Source organism: Advenella kashmirensis WT001, from assembly GCF_000219915.2.
In the GTDB taxonomy this organism is placed as follows: Bacteria; Pseudomonadota; Gammaproteobacteria; order Burkholderiales; family Burkholderiaceae_B; genus Advenella; species Advenella kashmirensis.
The window spans coordinates 1,777,210-1,793,420 of sequence record NC_017964.1 but is presented as its reverse complement, the minus strand read 5'-3'; the positions used below and the strand labels follow the sequence as shown (position 1 = coordinate 1,793,420).

Below are 16,211 nucleotides of genomic sequence, written 5' to 3'. Positions count from 1 at the left end.
CGTTAGATATTCCTGAATAACCGGCCTGAGTAAAATGTGCCCAGCGGGTCTAGATTGCTCTTGAGACGGCGAGTAATGGCGGCAATTCCGGCACTGACCGGCTGGAACACACCATCTACGGGCTGGCTGACACCCGCGCCAGCGCGAAACAATGTTGCGTGACCACCGCGTTGCGCTGCGGCATGACGAATATTGGTCACATCGCTGACCTGTCGCAGCCAGCGCTGCGCGCCGCCCCACTCCAGTAGCGGAACCGATTCGTTCACCGTGTCGGCCAAAGGCGGTACAGATACGCGCCAGACCGTGTCGCCAAAAAACGGATGAGTATGCTCCCTGAGCGATAGCCATAAATCTTTGGCCGTCTGCTCATCCACCCGCTCGCCGCCCAGCACGCCGCATGCCTGCTTCACGGCAGGCTGGGCACCGGAGACGCGCAGATAAAGCACGCCCTGCTGTGTATCGCCCTCCGGGATCCAGGCTGAGGCACTGATACCCAGCGCCTTGGCCTGCCACTGGGCAAAGCATTCGAATGCTTCCCTCAGGGTGCAGTAGCGCTGCAGCGTGACTTCGCAAATCGGCTTAGGCAGCACCTTGAACGACACTTCCAGAATCGGACCGAACACGCCCATGGAGCCGGTAAGCAGGCGCGACATATCGTAGCCGGCGACATTCTTCATCACCGTACCGCCAAAATGCAATTGCTGCCCTTCGGCATTGAGTAACACCGTACCCAGCACAAAATCACTGGCACCGCCGGCAGCCATGCGTCCCGGACCGGCCAGTCCGGTGGCAATGGCGCCGCCGATGGTTGCCTGCTGGCCAAAATGCGGTGGCTCCCATGCCAGACGCTGGTTCTGTTCGTCCAATGCAGCTTCGATGTCGCGCAGCAGCGTGCCACAACGGGCAGTCATGACCAGCTCTGACGGCTCATAACTGCTGATCCCGGTATAGGGCGTCACATCCAGCTCCACCAGCTGTTCGGTATCGGCGATCGCGTTGCCGTAAAAAGCTTTGGTGCCGCCTCCGCGGATAACAATCTGCTTGCGGCCTGCCACAGCTGCAGCAACCTGTTCTGCCAGATCTTCTTTAATGAATTTCATAGAATACTTAAAAACGTTCGATATCGGGAAAAGCGATCTGACCGCCATGTACATGCATGCGGCCGTATTCGGCGCAACGATTCAGCGTCGGAATCTGCTTGGTCGGATTAAGCAGCATATCCGGGTCGAACGCTTTTTTCAGCGCAGTAAAGGCGTCGAGTTCTTCGCGGGTGAACTGGGAGCACATCTGGTTGATTTTTTCCAGACCCACGCCATGCTCGCCGGTGACGGTCCCGCCCACCTTGATGCACAGCTCCAGGATATCGGCACCAAAATCTTCAGCGCGTCGCACCGAATCCGGATCGTTTGCATCAAACAAAATCAGCGGATGCAAATTGCCATCACCCGCATGGAACACATTGGCGCAGCCAATTGGTATTTCTCTTCCATTTTCACCATTTCATTGAGCACATAGGCCAACTGGCTTTTCGGAATCGTGCCATCCATGCAATAGTAATCAGGTGAGATGCGACCCGCAGCGGGAAACGCATTTTTGCGACCAGCCCAGAAACGCAAGCGTTCCTCTTCAGAATTGGACGTTTGCAGACGCGTAGCCCCGCAGTCGGAAAAGACTTTTTCCATGCGTACGATTTCGTCCTCAACCTCGGCCTCGGTGCCGTCCGATTCGCACAGCAGAATCGCCTCGGCATCCAGGTCATAACCGGCCTTCACAAAGGGCTCGACCATGTGCGTCGCGCGCTTGTCCATCATTTCAAGGCCGGCAGGAATAATGCCCGATCCAATAATATTCTTGACTGCCTCGCCCGCCGCCTCTACAGACGCGAAGCTGGCCATGATCACGCGTGCCAGTTGCGGCTTGGGGATAAGCTTGACCTTGACTTCAGTCACAATGCCCAGCATGCCTTCCGAACCAATGAAGGCCGGCAGCAGATTCAGACCGGGTGCATCGGGCGCATCTGCACCCAGTTCGAGAATATCGCCATCAATTGTCACAATGCGCAGGCGAATAACGTTATGAACCGTCAGGCCATATTTAAGACAATGCACACCACCGGCATTCTCGGCAATGTTGCCGCCGATTGAACAGGCAATCTGGCTGGATGGGTCTGGCGCATAATACAAACCGTAAGCAGCGGCGGCCTCGGACACGGCCAGATTGCGCACGCCGGGTTCAACAATAGCGGTGGCTGCCTGCGAATCAATGTGTTTGATTTTGTTGAGTTTGGACACGCCCAGCAACACCCCCTGCGAATGCGGCGTCGCGCCGCCCGACAGGCCTGTCCCTGCGCCGCGCGGTACCACCGGCACGCCCATTTTTTTACAGGTTTTCAAAACGTGAATGATTTGCTCCTCATTTTCCGGAAGCACAACCACACCTGGCATTTCCTTGAAAAGCGTCAGGCCATCACATTCAAACGGTTTTTTTTCTTCAACACGGGATAACACACAATGCGCCGGCAGACCGCGATGCAACTCGGCGATCAGTTCAGAAAAATCCGGCTCGCTTTCAGCGGCCTGCGGTGCATGTCGCAGTTGCGCACTCACATCCATGACAACCCTTTTTTATGACAACTGGTATAAACGTCAAAGTATACCCTGCCCTGCCATGAACCAAAACGTGATTAACCCTAATGATTGTTCACTCCTGCGGCAAAGCAAAATAACTTCGGGGCATATAATGCCCCGAAACAGGCCGCAGCCGCAACGCGCCGAATCGCGTTATTGCCGCCACGGCATCCAGCTTACGCGGACTCAGGTATTGATATCTGTTTTCTGCTCACGGCGCGTGCGCACGGCCTGAGCCAGACGCTCCAGCACCTGAACGGACGTGTCCCAACCGATGCAGCCGTCGGTAATGCTCTGCCCGTAAGTGAGCTCGACACCTTCCTTCAGATCCTGGCGGCCCGCAACCAAATGGCTCTCCACCATGACGCCACAAATGCGATGGTCGCCGGTTTCAATCTGCTGCGCCACATCATCGATCACCTGCGGCTGATTCTCATATTTCTTGTTGCTGTTGGCGTGACTGGCATCGATCATGATCCGGCTGGCCAGGCCCGCCTTGGACAATTGCTCGGACATCAGGTTGATGCTCTCTGCGTCATAATTGGGCGCCTTGCCGCCACGCAGAATGACATGACAATCGTCATTACCAACGGTAGATACAATTGCTGAATGACCGCCCTTGGTTACCGACAGAAAATGATGAGGCTGCGACGCGGCATTGATGGCGTCAATGGCAATCTTGATATTGCCGTCGGTTCCGTTCTTGAAACCGACAGGGCAGGACAGGCCCGAAGCCAGTTCACGATGCACCTGGCTCTCGGTCGTACGTGCACCGATTGCGCCCCAGGATACAAGATCAGCAATATATTGCGGCGTGATCATATCCAGGAATTCGCAGCCGGCAGGCACGCCGTTCTCGTTAACTTCCAGCAGCAATTCACGCGCCAGTCGCACACCCTTGTTGATATTGAAACTGCCATCCAGATCCGGATCGTTGATCAGGCCTTTCCAGCCCACAGTGGTACGGGGTTTTTCAAAATATACGCGCATGACGATTTCCAGATCGTCACTGAAGCGGTCGCGCTGTTCCTTTAAACGCTTTACATACTCGCGCGCTGCGGCCGGATCGTGAATGGAACACGGGCCAATAATGACAACCAGCCGGTCATCTTTGGCATGCAGAATGCGATGGATGGCCTCGCGCGTATCGTGCACCAGGCTGGACACCTGAGCAGAACAGGTGAATTCGCGCATCAGATGGGACGGCGGGCTAAGCTCTTTAATTTCGCGGATACGTAAATCGTCGGTATTGTAGGACACGGAAAACTCCAGATATATCGTTAATCAATCAATCGAATCGGTTATAAGTTTGCCCAGCCAGGCAGTGCATCGCCCAAACAAAAAAGGCCACCAGATATTCTGGCGGCCTTTTGGTGTCTTGTAGCTTGTCTCTGCTTTCGCTAAGTACGCAACGTCCTTTCCTCCGCCTATCGCGTCGAAAATGTAAAATAAAAAAAGAAAAAGACGTAGCTAACTTGTTTCATAACAGCAATCCTAGCACAGGTTTTTGCACAGCGGCGCATCAATCTGCAGTCAACGCCAAAATATACCAAGGACTGTACCCGTCGGGCCACAGAATGCGCTGATCTTGAGTAGTTGAACCTACTGTCGCGAAAAAAGCCGGTTCGCCCGGCCATCATCGTTGCGCAGCGCCCAGACTCGCAAGGCAGCCTGCCCGAGCCGTCCCCGCAAGCAGACGCCGCCAATTAAAAGACTCAGGCTGTTCCACCAACCGTCAGGCCATCCATGCGGATGGTGGGCATGCCAACGCCTACCGGCACGCTTTGGCCTTCCTTGCCGCAAGTGCCTACACCGGAGTCGAGCGACAAATCGTTGCCGATCATCGACACCCGGTTCATGGCGTCGGGGCCGTTGCCGATCAGGTCGCGCCCTTGACCGGATAAGTGATGCGACCATTTTCGATCATATACGCCTCACTGGCCGAGAACACGAACTTGCCGCTGGTGATATCGACCTGCCCGCCGCCAAAATTGACGGCATACAGGCCTTTCTTGACCGACGCAACAATATCCTGGGGATTGTGGTCTCCGCCCAGCATAAAGGTATTGGTCATACGAGGCATGGGCAGATGAGCATAGGACTCACGGCGACCATTGCCAGTGACCTTGGTCTTCATCAGGCGTGCATTCAGCGAATCCTGCATATAACCACGCAAAATACCGTCTTCAATCAGCACATTGCGCTGCGTCGGATTGCCCTCGTCGTCCACATTCAGGGAACCGCGGCGATCCTTGATTGTGCCGTCATCAATCACGGTGACCCCCTTGGAGGCAACGCGCTCACCGATACGATCGGAGAAAATGCTGGAACCCTTGCGGTTGAAATCACCTTCCAGACCGTGGCCGACGGCTTCGTGCAGCAAAATACCCGGCCAGCCGGAACCCAGCACAACCGTCATTTCCCCTGCCGGCGCATCCCTGGCATCCAGGTTCGTCAGCGCTTCGTGTACCGCTTTATCTACATATTCATGCAGCAGCGCATCCGAGAAGTAGTTCAGGCCCAGACGGCCGCCGCCGCCGCCGTGCCCCATTTCTCGCCGGCCATTGCGCTCAACAATTACGGTGACCGACAGTCGCACCAGCGGCCGGATATCGGCAGCCAGGCGGCCATCACTGCCGACAATCATGACCACGTCATATTCCGAACCCAGGCCGGCCATGACCTGAATCACATGAGGGTCTTTGGCACGGGCAATGGTTTCGACCCGCCCCAGCAGCGCCACTTTTTCGGTAGCAGGCATGGCAGCAATCGGGTCATCCTGGCCGTACAGGTCGTGCGCCTTGTTTTTGCCGTTGCCGATCACCTTCATGCGCCCTTCGCCCTGCCGCGCAATCGCCTTGACTGTTGTTGCCGACTCCATAAGGGCTTCGGGCGAGAGTTTGTCTGAATAGGCAAAGGCGGTTTTCTCGCCCGCCAGCGCCCGCACGCCTACGCCCTGGGAGATGGAGAAGCTGCCGGTTTTGACAATCCCCTCTTCCAGGCTCCAGCTTTCACTGCGCGTGTATTGAAAATACAGGTCGGCGTAATCGACTTTATGGGTAAAAATCTCGGCCAGCGCGGCAGCCATATGGTTTTCATTCAGGTCCCAGGGATCCAGCAGCAGGGATTTTGCCGTTGCGACTGCCTGGAGATCGGATTCAATAGGTTTCATGTATGGGTGTCTTCTAAGGTTTCTTTACTGTAATGGGAGGCGCCATACCTGCAACGCCTTCCTTGTTGCGTTCAAACTCAACGGTGCGAACCTGACCGTTGTGGCCGGGGAACTGGTCAAACACCGAAGCGGCCAGATAGGGTATGACTTCGGGCAGACTGCGCTCACGCGAATCGGCCACGGCGCTGGCACGAAATACCTCATTGCCATTTTGCTGCCTGTCACGAATATACACAGTAAGCGAATAGCGATGGTACGGTACCGGAACCAGCTGATAACGAGGCGTCATGGCAAAGCCAAAGCTACTGTAAAACGGGCTGCCATAATAACCATAGGGAAAGCCCATGCCCAGCCCCAGTGTCGGATACAAATCATAATTGCCGGTTTCCCGCTGGACCATTTGCTGCCGCACTTCGGTGCCGGTGGTAAAGCCAACTTCAAAACGGGCGCGCTGGCGGCCCATTGCTTCGGTCAGGCCGGTGCGGAACATGTTATTGCGAATATGGCCGGTATAAGCCGCCTGCTCCAGATTCTGCTGTTTGCTATCGACAAAGCGGTAGTGCTGCCCTGCAACGGCAGCGGGCCATTGCTGAAACGAGGTTACCTGCGTCGTAAATTCACTGCTTGTCGAGCAGGCGCTCAAACCTGACAGAAACAACCCAGCCAAAACGAGGTTCCGAATACGGGGCACTTGCAGATGTCGCATGCTTCTTTCTCCTGCCATTCACACGCTCATATCATAGGCGGCCTGCCGCGCCCGACATGCGCCGCAAACTGTACTCCAATTTTGACACAAAACGTCTTTTAAGGTTCCAATTCAGGGCAAGCCCCTATAATTAGGACAAATAGCTACGAATCGCTTTTTTTCAAGTGAATACCGGCGGATGTACCGCAAATTCACTTTCCGTTCACCAGCACCACAGTGACCACCATGCCTACAGAATTGATCGAAAAAAACAGTCCGACCGTCTATCGCAGCGACTACCAGCCCTACCCGTTTACGCTTGATGCGGTGGCGCTCAATTTCGAGCTGGACGAAAACCGCACTGCCGTCACCTCTACCCTGAGATTCACCGCCAAAGACAAAGCGCCTGCCGATCTGGTGCTCAATGCCGAAGACATTAGTCTGGACGCCCTGTATCTGAATGGTCAGGCGCTTGGTGCTGAAGCCTATGAATTGAATCAGGACCAACTGGTCATTGCCCAGCTGTCCGGCTCCTTTGAACTGCGTGTTTGCACCACACTAGATCCGGCCGCAAACTCCCTCTTCATGGGCCTGTATAAGTCAGGTAGCGGCTTTTTCACTCAGTGCGAAGCCGAAGGCTTTCGCCGCATCACGTACTTCCCGGACCGTCCGGACGTGATGAGCATTTATACCGTCACGCTTGCTGCCGACAAGAAAAAATACCCCTATTTGCTGTCCAACGGCAATCTGCTGTCGTCAACCGACCTGCCTGACGGTCGTCATCAAGCGGTCTGGCACGACCCGTTTCACAAACCCAGCTATCTTTTCGCGCTGGTCGCCGGCGATTTCGATGTTCGCGAAAAACTGTCAAAACCCATAATGGCCGCGACGTGCTGCTGCAGATATACAGCGACAAGGGAAGCCGGGACAAAACCGAATGGGCACTGGCTTCGCTGGAGCGCTCTCTGGTCTGGGACGAAAAGCGCTTCGGCCTGGAACTGGATCTGGATCGCTTCATGATTGTGGCTGTGCGCGACTTCAATATGGGCGCCATGGAGAACAAGGGATTGAACATTTTCAATTCAGGTTATGTCCTGGCCGATCCCGATACGGCCACCGATGCCAATTTTTCTGCTGTGGAAGCCGTGATCGGTCACGAATATTTCCATAACTGGACAGGCAATCGCGTCACCTGCCGCGATTGGTTCCAGCTTAGTCTGAAGGAGGGTCTGACCGTCTTTCGCGATCAGGAATTTACGGCGGACATGATGGCCGCAGGACTGGATGAGCAGGCGGCCGCCAGTGCCCGCGCGGTCAAGCGAATTGACGACGTAAGCGTATTGCGCGCCGGCCAGTTCCCCGAGGACGCAGGTCCCATGGCGCATCCCATTCGACCCGACAGCTACGAATCGATTGGCAATTTTTACACCGCTACCGTCTATGAAAAAGGCGCCGAGGTAATCCGTATGCAGCACACGCTGCTGGGTGCTCCCGGCTTTCGCGACGGCATGGATGAATACTTTCGCCGCCATGACGGCCAGGCTGTCACCTGCGATGATTTCGTCAATGCCATGGAATACGTTTATACAAAATCCCATCCGCAACGCGATCTGTCCGTTTTCAGGCGCTGGTATTCGCAGGCGGGCACGCCACGCGTGACAGTAGCCATGCATCACGACGCCGGACAGCAAACGGTGATCTTGACCCTGTCGCAGCAGACACCCCTGGTGGGCGTCGAAAAAATCCGCAAGGATTTCGTGAAAAAGCCGTTTCATATTCCCTTTGCTATCGGCCTGCTGTCATCTGACGGACAGCCGCTAATGCTAAACGAGGTCAACGACAGCGCGGGCCATGTCGCCACTGCGGACCCTGCCGGCGAACACACACGCCTGCTGGAACTCACGGAACAAAGTCAGTCCTGGACCTTCACCGGCATCACCGCCAAACCCGTTCCCTCATTGTTGCGCGATTTTTCCGCGCCGGTCATTGTGCAGTATGAATGGACAGCGACGGAACTGGCGGTCCTGGCCCAATCAGACCCAAATCCCTTTGCCCGCTGGGAGGCGGGTCAGGCGCTGGCAACACGCGAGATTCTGGGGCTTGCCAATGTGCTGCAAAAAGGTGAACAAGCGACCCTGTCCGAAACGTTTGTACAGGTTTGGAAAAACAATCTGCAGGATGCGGGCCTGGACGCCGGTTATCGTGCCCGCCTGCTGGCATTGCCTTCGGAAAAATTCCTGGCAGAGCAAATGGATCCGATAGAACCGGTATGGCTGGCCAAGGCCCGCAATGCTGTTCGGGAATGCCTGGGTAAAGCGGCTGCCTCCGAATGGACCGCCACCCTGCAGGGCAACAACACGCCTGGGCCTTATAGCCCGATCCGATCAGCGCCGGTCGTCGCAGCCTGAAAAACCTGGCGCTGGCGTACCTGATGGCGGCAGGCGATCAGGCAGCATGCCAGCATGCACTGGCGCAGTACCAGGCAGCGCAGAACATGACCGATTGCATGGGTGCGCTGGGCGCCATCGTTAACTATCACCACGGAGATAAACGCCAGGAAGCCATTGTTGATTTCTACGAGAAATGGCAACACAACCCACTGGTTATCGATAAATGGTTTGCTCTGCAGGCAACCGCCGCCGACACCCGCACGGAAACGATCCGCGGATTGATGGCGCACCCGGCATTTTCATTACGCAATCCAAATCGCGCCCGTTCCCTGATCTTTCAGTTCTGCATGAACAACGCGGAAGGTTTCCATAGCCAGGACGGTTCGGGCTATGCGTTGTGGACCGAAGCCGTATTGGCGCTCGATGCCATCAATCCTGAGGTCGCTTCCCGTCTGGCACGTGTCATGGATAACTGGGCGCGCTATACTCCTGCACTGCAATCACAAATGAAATCATCGCTTGAGCAGGTCCGCGATCACGCGGGTCTGTCCAGCAATGTGAGCGAGATTGTTTCCAAAGCATTGCGTATTTAATTATTTTCCGGAGACCTTATGTCACGAAAAACCCTTACCCAGTATCTGGTAGAGCAGCAGCGCAACAATAAAGCCATAGAGGCAGAAGTGCGCCTGCTGGTAGAAGTTGTCTCACGCGCCTGCAAGGCCATCAGCCATGCTGTCAGCAAAGGTGCGCTGGGCGGCGTACTGGGAAGCCTGGAAAGCGAAAACGTTCAGGCGAAGTGCAGAAAAAACTTGACGTAATGTCAAATGAAATTCTGCTTGAAGCCAACGAATGGGGCGGCCATCTGGCAGGCATGGCGTCCGAAGAGATGGAAACCATCCATCACATTCCCAACCGCTACCCCAAGGGCGAATACCTGCTGTTGTTCGATCCCCTGGACGGCTCATCCAATATTGATGTCAATGTGTCCATCGGCACGATTTTCTCTGTCCTGAAGGCGCCTGCCGACATTTCAGGCCGTGAAGTAACTGAAAAGGACTTTCTGCAGCCGGGCAGCCGCCAGGTGGTGGCCGGCTATGCCGTGTACGGTCCGCAAACCATGCTGGTAATCACAATCGGCAATGGCGTGATGGGCTTTACACTGGATCGCGAACTGGGCAGCTGGGTCCTCACGCACGAGAATATGCGTGTACCGGAAGAGACCAAGGAGTTTTCCATCAATATGTCCAATATGCGCCACTGGCGCCGCCGATGCGCCAGTACATTGAAGACTGCCTGGCCGGCACGACCGGACCGCTGGGCAAAGACTACAATATGCGCTGGATCGCCTCGATGGTTGCCGATGTACATCGGATCATGACGCGCGGCGGCATTTTCATGTATCCCTGGGATGCGCGTGATCCCAAAAAACCGGGTAAGTTACGCCTGATGTATGAAGCCAATCCGATGAGCTTTATCATCGAGCAGGCAGGCGGCATGGCCACTGACTCGGTCAACCGGATCATGGATATCCAGCCAACCGAGTTGCACCAGCGCGTGGGCGTAGTGCTGGGTTCCAAAAACGAAGTAGCCCGCGTTAAGGATTACTGCGCCGGATCAAAGTGATTTAACCGGATTGCATCTATTTCCTGCATGATCTGGCTGTCCAGCTTAAATCCGCTGACAGCCAGATTTTCTTTAAGCTGATCCGTTGTCCTGACCCCAATAATGGTGCTGGCAACCTGCCATTTGGTATTACAAAATCCCAGCGCCAGCTGCACCGGCGTCAACTGGTGCTTGCGGGCCAGCGCATTATATACACGCGCCGCATCCAGTGAGGCTGCACGCCCCCAACGCTGCTTGCGCACCGACTCGTACAGTGTGATCCTGGCCTCTTTCGGGGCCTGCTCCCCGGTTGTGCCAGACTCATCATATTTCCCCGTAAGCAACCCATAACCCAGTGGTGAATAGGCCAGCAGCGACACATCAAGATGATGGCAGGTTTCGTCCAGGGCGTTCTCGTAGGAGCGGTTCAGCAAACAGAACGGGTTTTGTATGGTGGCCACTCTGGGCAGATTTTCGGCCTGGGCAATACGGATGAACTCGCTGACCCCGTAAGGCGTTTCATTGGACAGGCCAACATAGCGGATTTTCCCCTCTCGCACCAATCTGTCCATGGCCCGCAACTGCTCTTCAATGCTGCTTTGATCAGGATTGGTTTTCTCCGGATCGAAATAGCGATTACCGAACGCCGGTACAGGCCGTGCAGGCCAGTGAATCTGATACAGATCAATGTAATCGGTTTGCAGGCGTTTCAGGCTGCCTTCGCAGGAACGAACGATATCGGCGGCCGTCAGTCCTTCGCCTTCGCGCACCCAGGGCATGCCACGCGACGGCCCGGCAACCTTGCTGGCCAGCACGACCGACTGGCGCGCCTGCGGACGGCGGCTGAACCAGTTGCCGATAATTGTCTCGGTCGCACCAAAAGTTTGCTCTCGGGTTGGCACGGCGTACATTTCGGCCGTATCCAGAAAATTGACACCCTGGTCGATGGCCAGATCCAATATTTCAAATGCAATAGACTCGCTGACCTGTTCGCCAAACGTCATCGTACCCAGGCAAATATCGGTCACTTCAAGATCACTTTTACCCAACTTTATTTTCTGCATAACCATCCTTCGCAATTAAGAGAACTTGTCCGATTGTAATGCGACTTTGGTGCAGCAAAAAATTTGAACATATAATCAGAAGATCTATCCTCCAGCGAAAGCAACATGAACACGCCCCCTACCAGAGAAATCCATCAGGTTCTGACGCCGGAAACCATCCAGATGCTGGTGCTGATCGCGGAAAAAGGCAGTTTTGCCGCCGCCGCCCGCGAATTGAATCTGGTCCCCAGCGCCCTGACCTATCGCGTCAGACAGGTTGAAGATGCGCTGGACGTCCTGCTGTTTGATCGCAAGTCCAGACATGCCGCGCTAACCCCAGCAGGCCGGGAACTGATCGACGAAGGACGACAATTGCTGAACTCGGTGGAGCAGATCGCCCACCGCGTCAAACGCATTGCAACCGGCTGGGAGCCGCTGCTGACGATTAGCGCCGACACGATCGTGTCGCGCAAGGTGCTGTTTGAACTGTGTGAAAAATTTTTCGCACTCAATGTGCCTACGCAGTTACGTATCCGCGAGGAAGTACTGGATGGCACGTGGGAAACACTAATCGCAGGCCATTCGGATCTGGCCATTGGCGTGAGCAGCACCTTGCAAAGCTCGGACATTCATTCTATGCCGCTCAGCAAAATTTCATTTGTGTTTGTTGTATCGCCCCAGCACCCGCTGGCCGCCGCGCCAGAACCACTTGAGGAGCAGCTGATCGCCCAATACCAGTCTGTGGCTGCTGCGGATTCAGCACGATACGCGCGCCGTATTTCCTATGGCGTACAGGCGATGCAAAGAGTCTTTACCGTGCCCAATCTGCATGCCAAGGTGCTGGCGCACCGCATGGGCCTGGGCTGCGGTTTTCTACCCTACTCGCACGCCAAGCCCTATCTGGAAACCGGCGAACTGATTATCAAAAAAGTCGCAGCCTGCCCACGTGTCGTGCAAAGTAATTATGCCTGGCGCAAGCCCGCTCATGGGCGCGCCGTCGGCAAAGGCCTGCACTGGTGGCTGACCCAGCTTGAAAGCGAAGACACCCGCCAGGCGCTGATGGGTGACGAGTAAGAAAGACAACGGGCCTTGTTACCACGGCCCGTTGTCAAAACCCGCCAGCCTGATTCAGCCTAATCCAGCGTAATCACGGTTGCGCCAGTCGTCTTACGCGCGGCCAGCGCCTGATGCGCTTCTCCGACATCTTCCAGGCTGTAGCGCTGATCGATCTGCACCTTGATTTTCTTGCTGCGGATCATGTCAAACAGCTCATCGGAAGCGGCTTTGAGTTTCTCAGCCGTGTCCACGTGCGGACCAAGGGTCGGCCGGGTCACGTACAGCGCGCCCTTGCTGGCCAGAATACCCAGATTGACGCCAGTCACCGCCCCGGATGCGTTGCCGAAGCTGACCATCAGACCACGCGGCTGCAGGCAGTCCAGCGAGCGCTCCCAGGTGTCCTTGCCCACGCCATCATAAACAACCGGCACTTTCTTGCCATTGGTCAGCGACAGCACGCGTTCGACCACGTCTTCCTTGCTGTAGTCGATGGTTGCCCACGCACCGTGCGCCAGGGCGATATCCGATTTTTCAGGACTGGAGACGGTACCGATCAGCTTTACACCCAGGCCCGGGCCCACTGGCAGGCAATCAGACCCACGCCCCCTGCCGCAGCATGAAACAGAATGGTTTCATGTCCCTGCAACCGGTATGTTTGCCGGAACAGATATTGGACGGTCAGGCCCTTGAGCATCACCGCCGCCGCTTCATCGAACGACAGAAAATCCGGAATCTTGAGCACGTTGACAGCAGGCACGTTACGCAGCTCAGCATACGCGCCGATAGGGCTTTGCCCATAGGCGACGCGATCGCCCTTTTTCAGGTGTGTGACGCGACTGCCCACGGCCGCGACGATACCGGCGGCTTCAAAACCCAGTCCGTGCGGCAGCGATTGCGCATAAAGACCGGTTCGATAATAAATATCGATGAAATTGAGGCCGATCGCCTTTTGTACGATTTGCACTTCATTATCCGCCGGCGCGCCGACCTCTTCGGTAATCACTTTCATGACCCCGACATCGCCGTGTTCGCTGATCTCTACTTTTCTTGAAGACATTGCCACCCTACCCTCCTGAGTTTTCTATTAGCCACAATGGATGAAACAGATTAGTGTATTTAAGACGATACGCTGTATTAAATCAACGGAGTCAGTTAAAATAATTATTATGATACAGTCAAAATCTGCTTAGGCAGCAATTAAAATGAACAAAGGCAATCCTCCCCTTTCTCCTGACGCCGCCAAACAGGATCCTGTGCTCGAGTCCAACGCGATCAGCGAGGCTTGCGGCCCTTTTTATACCAATGCGGCAAACAACAGAGGCCTCAAGAATATCGGCTATCTGATCCGGCTCAATTTTCATTCGATCTCGCAAATGATTGAAGCGGAAATGGAGCCGCTGGGCCTGACGGCTTCGCAATGGCACCCGATTGCCATTATCGGGCTGGAGAAAGCCAATACGCCGGCCAGCGTCGCACGCACCGCAGAGGTCGATACCGGGGCCATGACCCGCACGCTGGACCGCCTGGAGAAAAAGGCTTTCTCAAGCGTCGCCGTTCTACAAATGATCGCCGTGTCGTGGAACTGGAACTGACGGAAAAAGGCCATACAGTTACCGAAAAACTGATGCCAGCAGTCTCGCGGGCGCTCAATGCTCACCTCAAGGGATTTACAAACGAAGAAACCACGCTGCTGATCAGCTTTTTGCAACGAATGCAGCAAAATGGCAACACCGAGACTTACGAGCGACTGCTCAAGGAACTTGAGAACGACGAGGGCTGCGTCCTGTCCTGTAACAACACCCCGTCATCAACCTGATTTCGCACATTATTGGCAGCCGCCGCAATGAGGCGGATCACAGATGGCATCGACGCACGGCCTGGCCGCGCGCCCACCAGAGTAGCGGCGGCAGCCTGCCGCCGACGATCTACCGACGTTTACCAACCAGCGAGCCCAGTACGCCGCGAATCAATTGCCGTGCAGCGCCGCGCACATAGCTTTTGGCCACCTGCTGCACGACGCCATCACGACGACCGCCGCGCGGACCGGTAGAACCGATCATCAGGTCCTTGACCATGCCCAGGAGCCCCTCATCTTCTGCACCACCTGCCGATTTGGCTGATGCCTGCTCCGTATTTTTTTCGTCGGTCCGCTTGGCCAGCACCTCGAACGCCGATTCCCGATCGACGGGCTTATCGTATTTACCCCCAAATTGCGACTGACTGCGTAACGCCTGGCGTTCCGCATCGGTGGCAGGGCCGATACGACTGGCCGGCGGCAGGACCCAGCCGCGCTGCGTAATACCTGGGCTGCCCTTGGCATCCAGAAAGGACAGCAGGGCTTCACCAACACCCAATTGCGCAATTGCCTGGGTAATATCCAAATCGGGATTGGGACGCATGGTTTCTGCGGCCGTTTTCACCGCACGCTGATCCCGTGGCGTAAAGGCACGCAGCGCATGCTGTACCCGGTTGCCCAGCTGTCCCAGGACCGTATCGGGAATGTCCAGCGGATTTTGTGTCACAAAAAACACGCCTACGCCCTTGGAGCGCACCAGCCGCACAATCTGCTCGATTTTCTGCAGCAGCGCCTCGGGGGCATCGGTAAACAGCAAATGAGCTTCGTCAAAGAAAAACACCAAGCGTGGTTTCTCGGGGTCGCCGATTTCCGGCAAGGCTTCGTAGATCTCGGCCAGTAACCACAATAGAAATACCGCATACAACTTGGGCGCCTGCATCAGCTTGTCCGCCGCCAGTATATTGACCACGCCCTGTCCGCTGGCATCGGTGCGAAGCAGGTCATGAATATCGAGCATGGGTTCGCCGAAGAAGTGATCGGCACCCTGCGACTCCAGTTGCAGCAATGCGCGCTGGATGGCGCCTACCGAAGCGGCCGACACGTTGCCATAGTTCTGCCGCAGCTCGCTGGCGCGGTCCGCCACGTTTTGCAGCATCGCCCGCAGATCCTTGAGATCAAGCAGCAATTGCCCTTCATCGTCGGCCACCTTGAACACCAGGTTCAATACCCCTGCCTGGGTATCATTCAGATCCAGCATGCGGGACAACAATAGAGGCCCCATATCGGAAATGGTGGCGCGTACCGGATGCCCCTGCTCACCGAATACATCCCACAAGACGGTAGGCGCCGCGCCCCATTGCGGGGTTGGCAGAGCGTATTTCTGCAAGCGTTCCTGCAGTTTGGGGCTATCGACCCCGGCCTGCGAGATGCCGGTCAGGTCACCCTTGACGTCCGCCATGAATACTGGTGTTCCCAGGCGGGAAAACGACTGGGCCAGCACCTGAAGCGTGACCGTTTTGCCGGTGCCGGTCGCCCCCGTGATGCAACCGTGACGATTGGCCATTTGTGGCAGGATGACGACATCTGCCTGCCCACTTTTTGCTATAAGTACCGGATCTGCCATGAATTTCCCTTTGTATCGATTAACGTGCTGATGACGCTTTCCGAGCCCGGTTCCGTGCGCGTTGCACTATCCCCTGCCGGCGCTGCGATGTAGCATATACGATGAAGCCCGGACCAATCGCGACGCTGCCCGGGGCAGCCATCCCGCCCGAATGTCGGTAAAACGACGTAAACAAGCCGTATTCTATAAAAGTTTATGACTGTTCAGGGTAAAATTC

The 16,211-nt window shown here is 55.9% G+C and carries 8 protein-coding genes and 5 pseudogenes; 5 read left to right on the top strand and 8 right to left on the bottom strand.

Going from position 1 to position 16,211, the window contains the following annotated elements; translation table 11 throughout:
• Nucleotides 1–2: 2 nt before the first annotated feature.
• From glcE to TKWG_RS08355, 5 genes and pseudogenes are all read right to left on the bottom strand, one after another.
• The gene (gene glcE / locus TKWG_RS08375; RefSeq protein WP_014750426.1) at nt 3–1,100 is read right to left on the bottom strand and encodes a glycolate oxidase subunit GlcE; all 1,098 of its coding nucleotides are present in this window, start codon (nt 1,098–1,100) and stop codon (nt 3–5) included.
• A 7-nt stretch (nt 1,101–1,107) separates the two neighbouring features.
• A pseudogene (locus TKWG_RS08370) lies at nt 1,108–2,612 on the bottom strand (FAD-linked oxidase C-terminal domain-containing protein).
• A gap of 201 nt (nt 2,613–2,813) precedes the next feature.
• Nucleotides 2,814–3,887 (bottom strand): 3-deoxy-7-phosphoheptulonate synthase AroG, encoded by a 1,074-nt coding sequence (gene aroG / locus TKWG_RS08365; protein WP_014750425.1) that lies wholly within the window; start codon nt 3,885–3,887, stop codon nt 2,814–2,816.
• A 455-nt stretch (nt 3,888–4,342) separates the two neighbouring features.
• A pseudogene (gene tldD / locus TKWG_RS08360) lies at nt 4,343–5,799 on the bottom strand (metalloprotease TldD).
• Between the two features lie 13 nt (nt 5,800–5,812).
• Nucleotides 5,813–6,505, bottom strand: a complete 693-nt coding sequence (locus tag TKWG_RS08355) for a DUF4136 domain-containing protein (protein ID WP_014750424.1) — start codon at nt 6,503–6,505, stop codon at nt 5,813–5,815.
• Between the two features lie 240 nt (nt 6,506–6,745).
• Here TKWG_RS08355 and pepN point away from each other — a divergent pair.
• A pseudogene (pepN, locus tag TKWG_RS08350) lies at nt 6,746–9,467 on the top strand (aminopeptidase N).
• 18 nt (nt 9,468–9,485) lie between these two features.
• Nucleotides 9,486–10,497 (top strand): annotated as a pseudogene (locus tag TKWG_RS08345) (class 1 fructose-bisphosphatase).
• Here TKWG_RS08345 and TKWG_RS08340 read toward each other — a convergent pair.
• Nucleotides 10,476–11,540, bottom strand: coding sequence for an aldo/keto reductase (locus tag TKWG_RS08340; RefSeq protein WP_014750421.1), 1,065 nt, complete (start codon nt 11,538–11,540; stop codon nt 10,476–10,478). The pseudogene TKWG_RS08345 and the gene TKWG_RS08340 overlap by 22 nt on opposite strands.
• A gap of 105 nt (nt 11,541–11,645) precedes the next feature.
• On the opposite strand from TKWG_RS08340, the gene TKWG_RS08335 reads away from it, so the two are divergent.
• A complete protein-coding gene (locus tag TKWG_RS08335) occupies nt 11,646–12,593 on the top strand; it encodes a LysR family transcriptional regulator (protein WP_014750420.1) in 948 nt (315 codons plus the stop codon).
• 59 nt (nt 12,594–12,652) lie between these two features.
• Here the strand turns inward: TKWG_RS08335 and TKWG_RS08330 are convergent.
• Nucleotides 12,653–13,632: pseudogene (locus TKWG_RS08330) on the bottom strand (quinone oxidoreductase family protein).
• 145 nt (nt 13,633–13,777) lie between these two features.
• Between TKWG_RS08330 and TKWG_RS23805 the strand changes: the two are divergent.
• Nucleotides 13,778–14,167 (top strand): MarR family winged helix-turn-helix transcriptional regulator, encoded by a 390-nt coding sequence (locus TKWG_RS23805; protein WP_014750419.1) that lies wholly within the window; start codon nt 13,778–13,780, stop codon nt 14,165–14,167.
• Nucleotides 14,152–14,391 carry a hypothetical protein gene (locus TKWG_RS23800; RefSeq protein WP_014750418.1) on the top strand — a complete coding sequence of 80 codons (240 nt, stop codon included), beginning with the start codon at nt 14,152–14,154 and terminating at the stop codon, nt 14,389–14,391. Before TKWG_RS23805 ends, TKWG_RS23800 begins: the two co-directional genes overlap by 16 nt.
• A gap of 109 nt (nt 14,392–14,500) precedes the next feature.
• Here TKWG_RS23800 and TKWG_RS08320 read toward each other — a convergent pair whose 3' ends face one another.
• Nucleotides 14,501–15,994 (bottom strand): helicase HerA-like domain-containing protein, encoded by a 1,494-nt coding sequence (locus tag TKWG_RS08320; protein ID WP_014750417.1) that lies wholly within the window; start codon nt 15,992–15,994, stop codon nt 14,501–14,503.
• Nucleotides 15,995–16,211 lie beyond the last annotated feature (217 nt).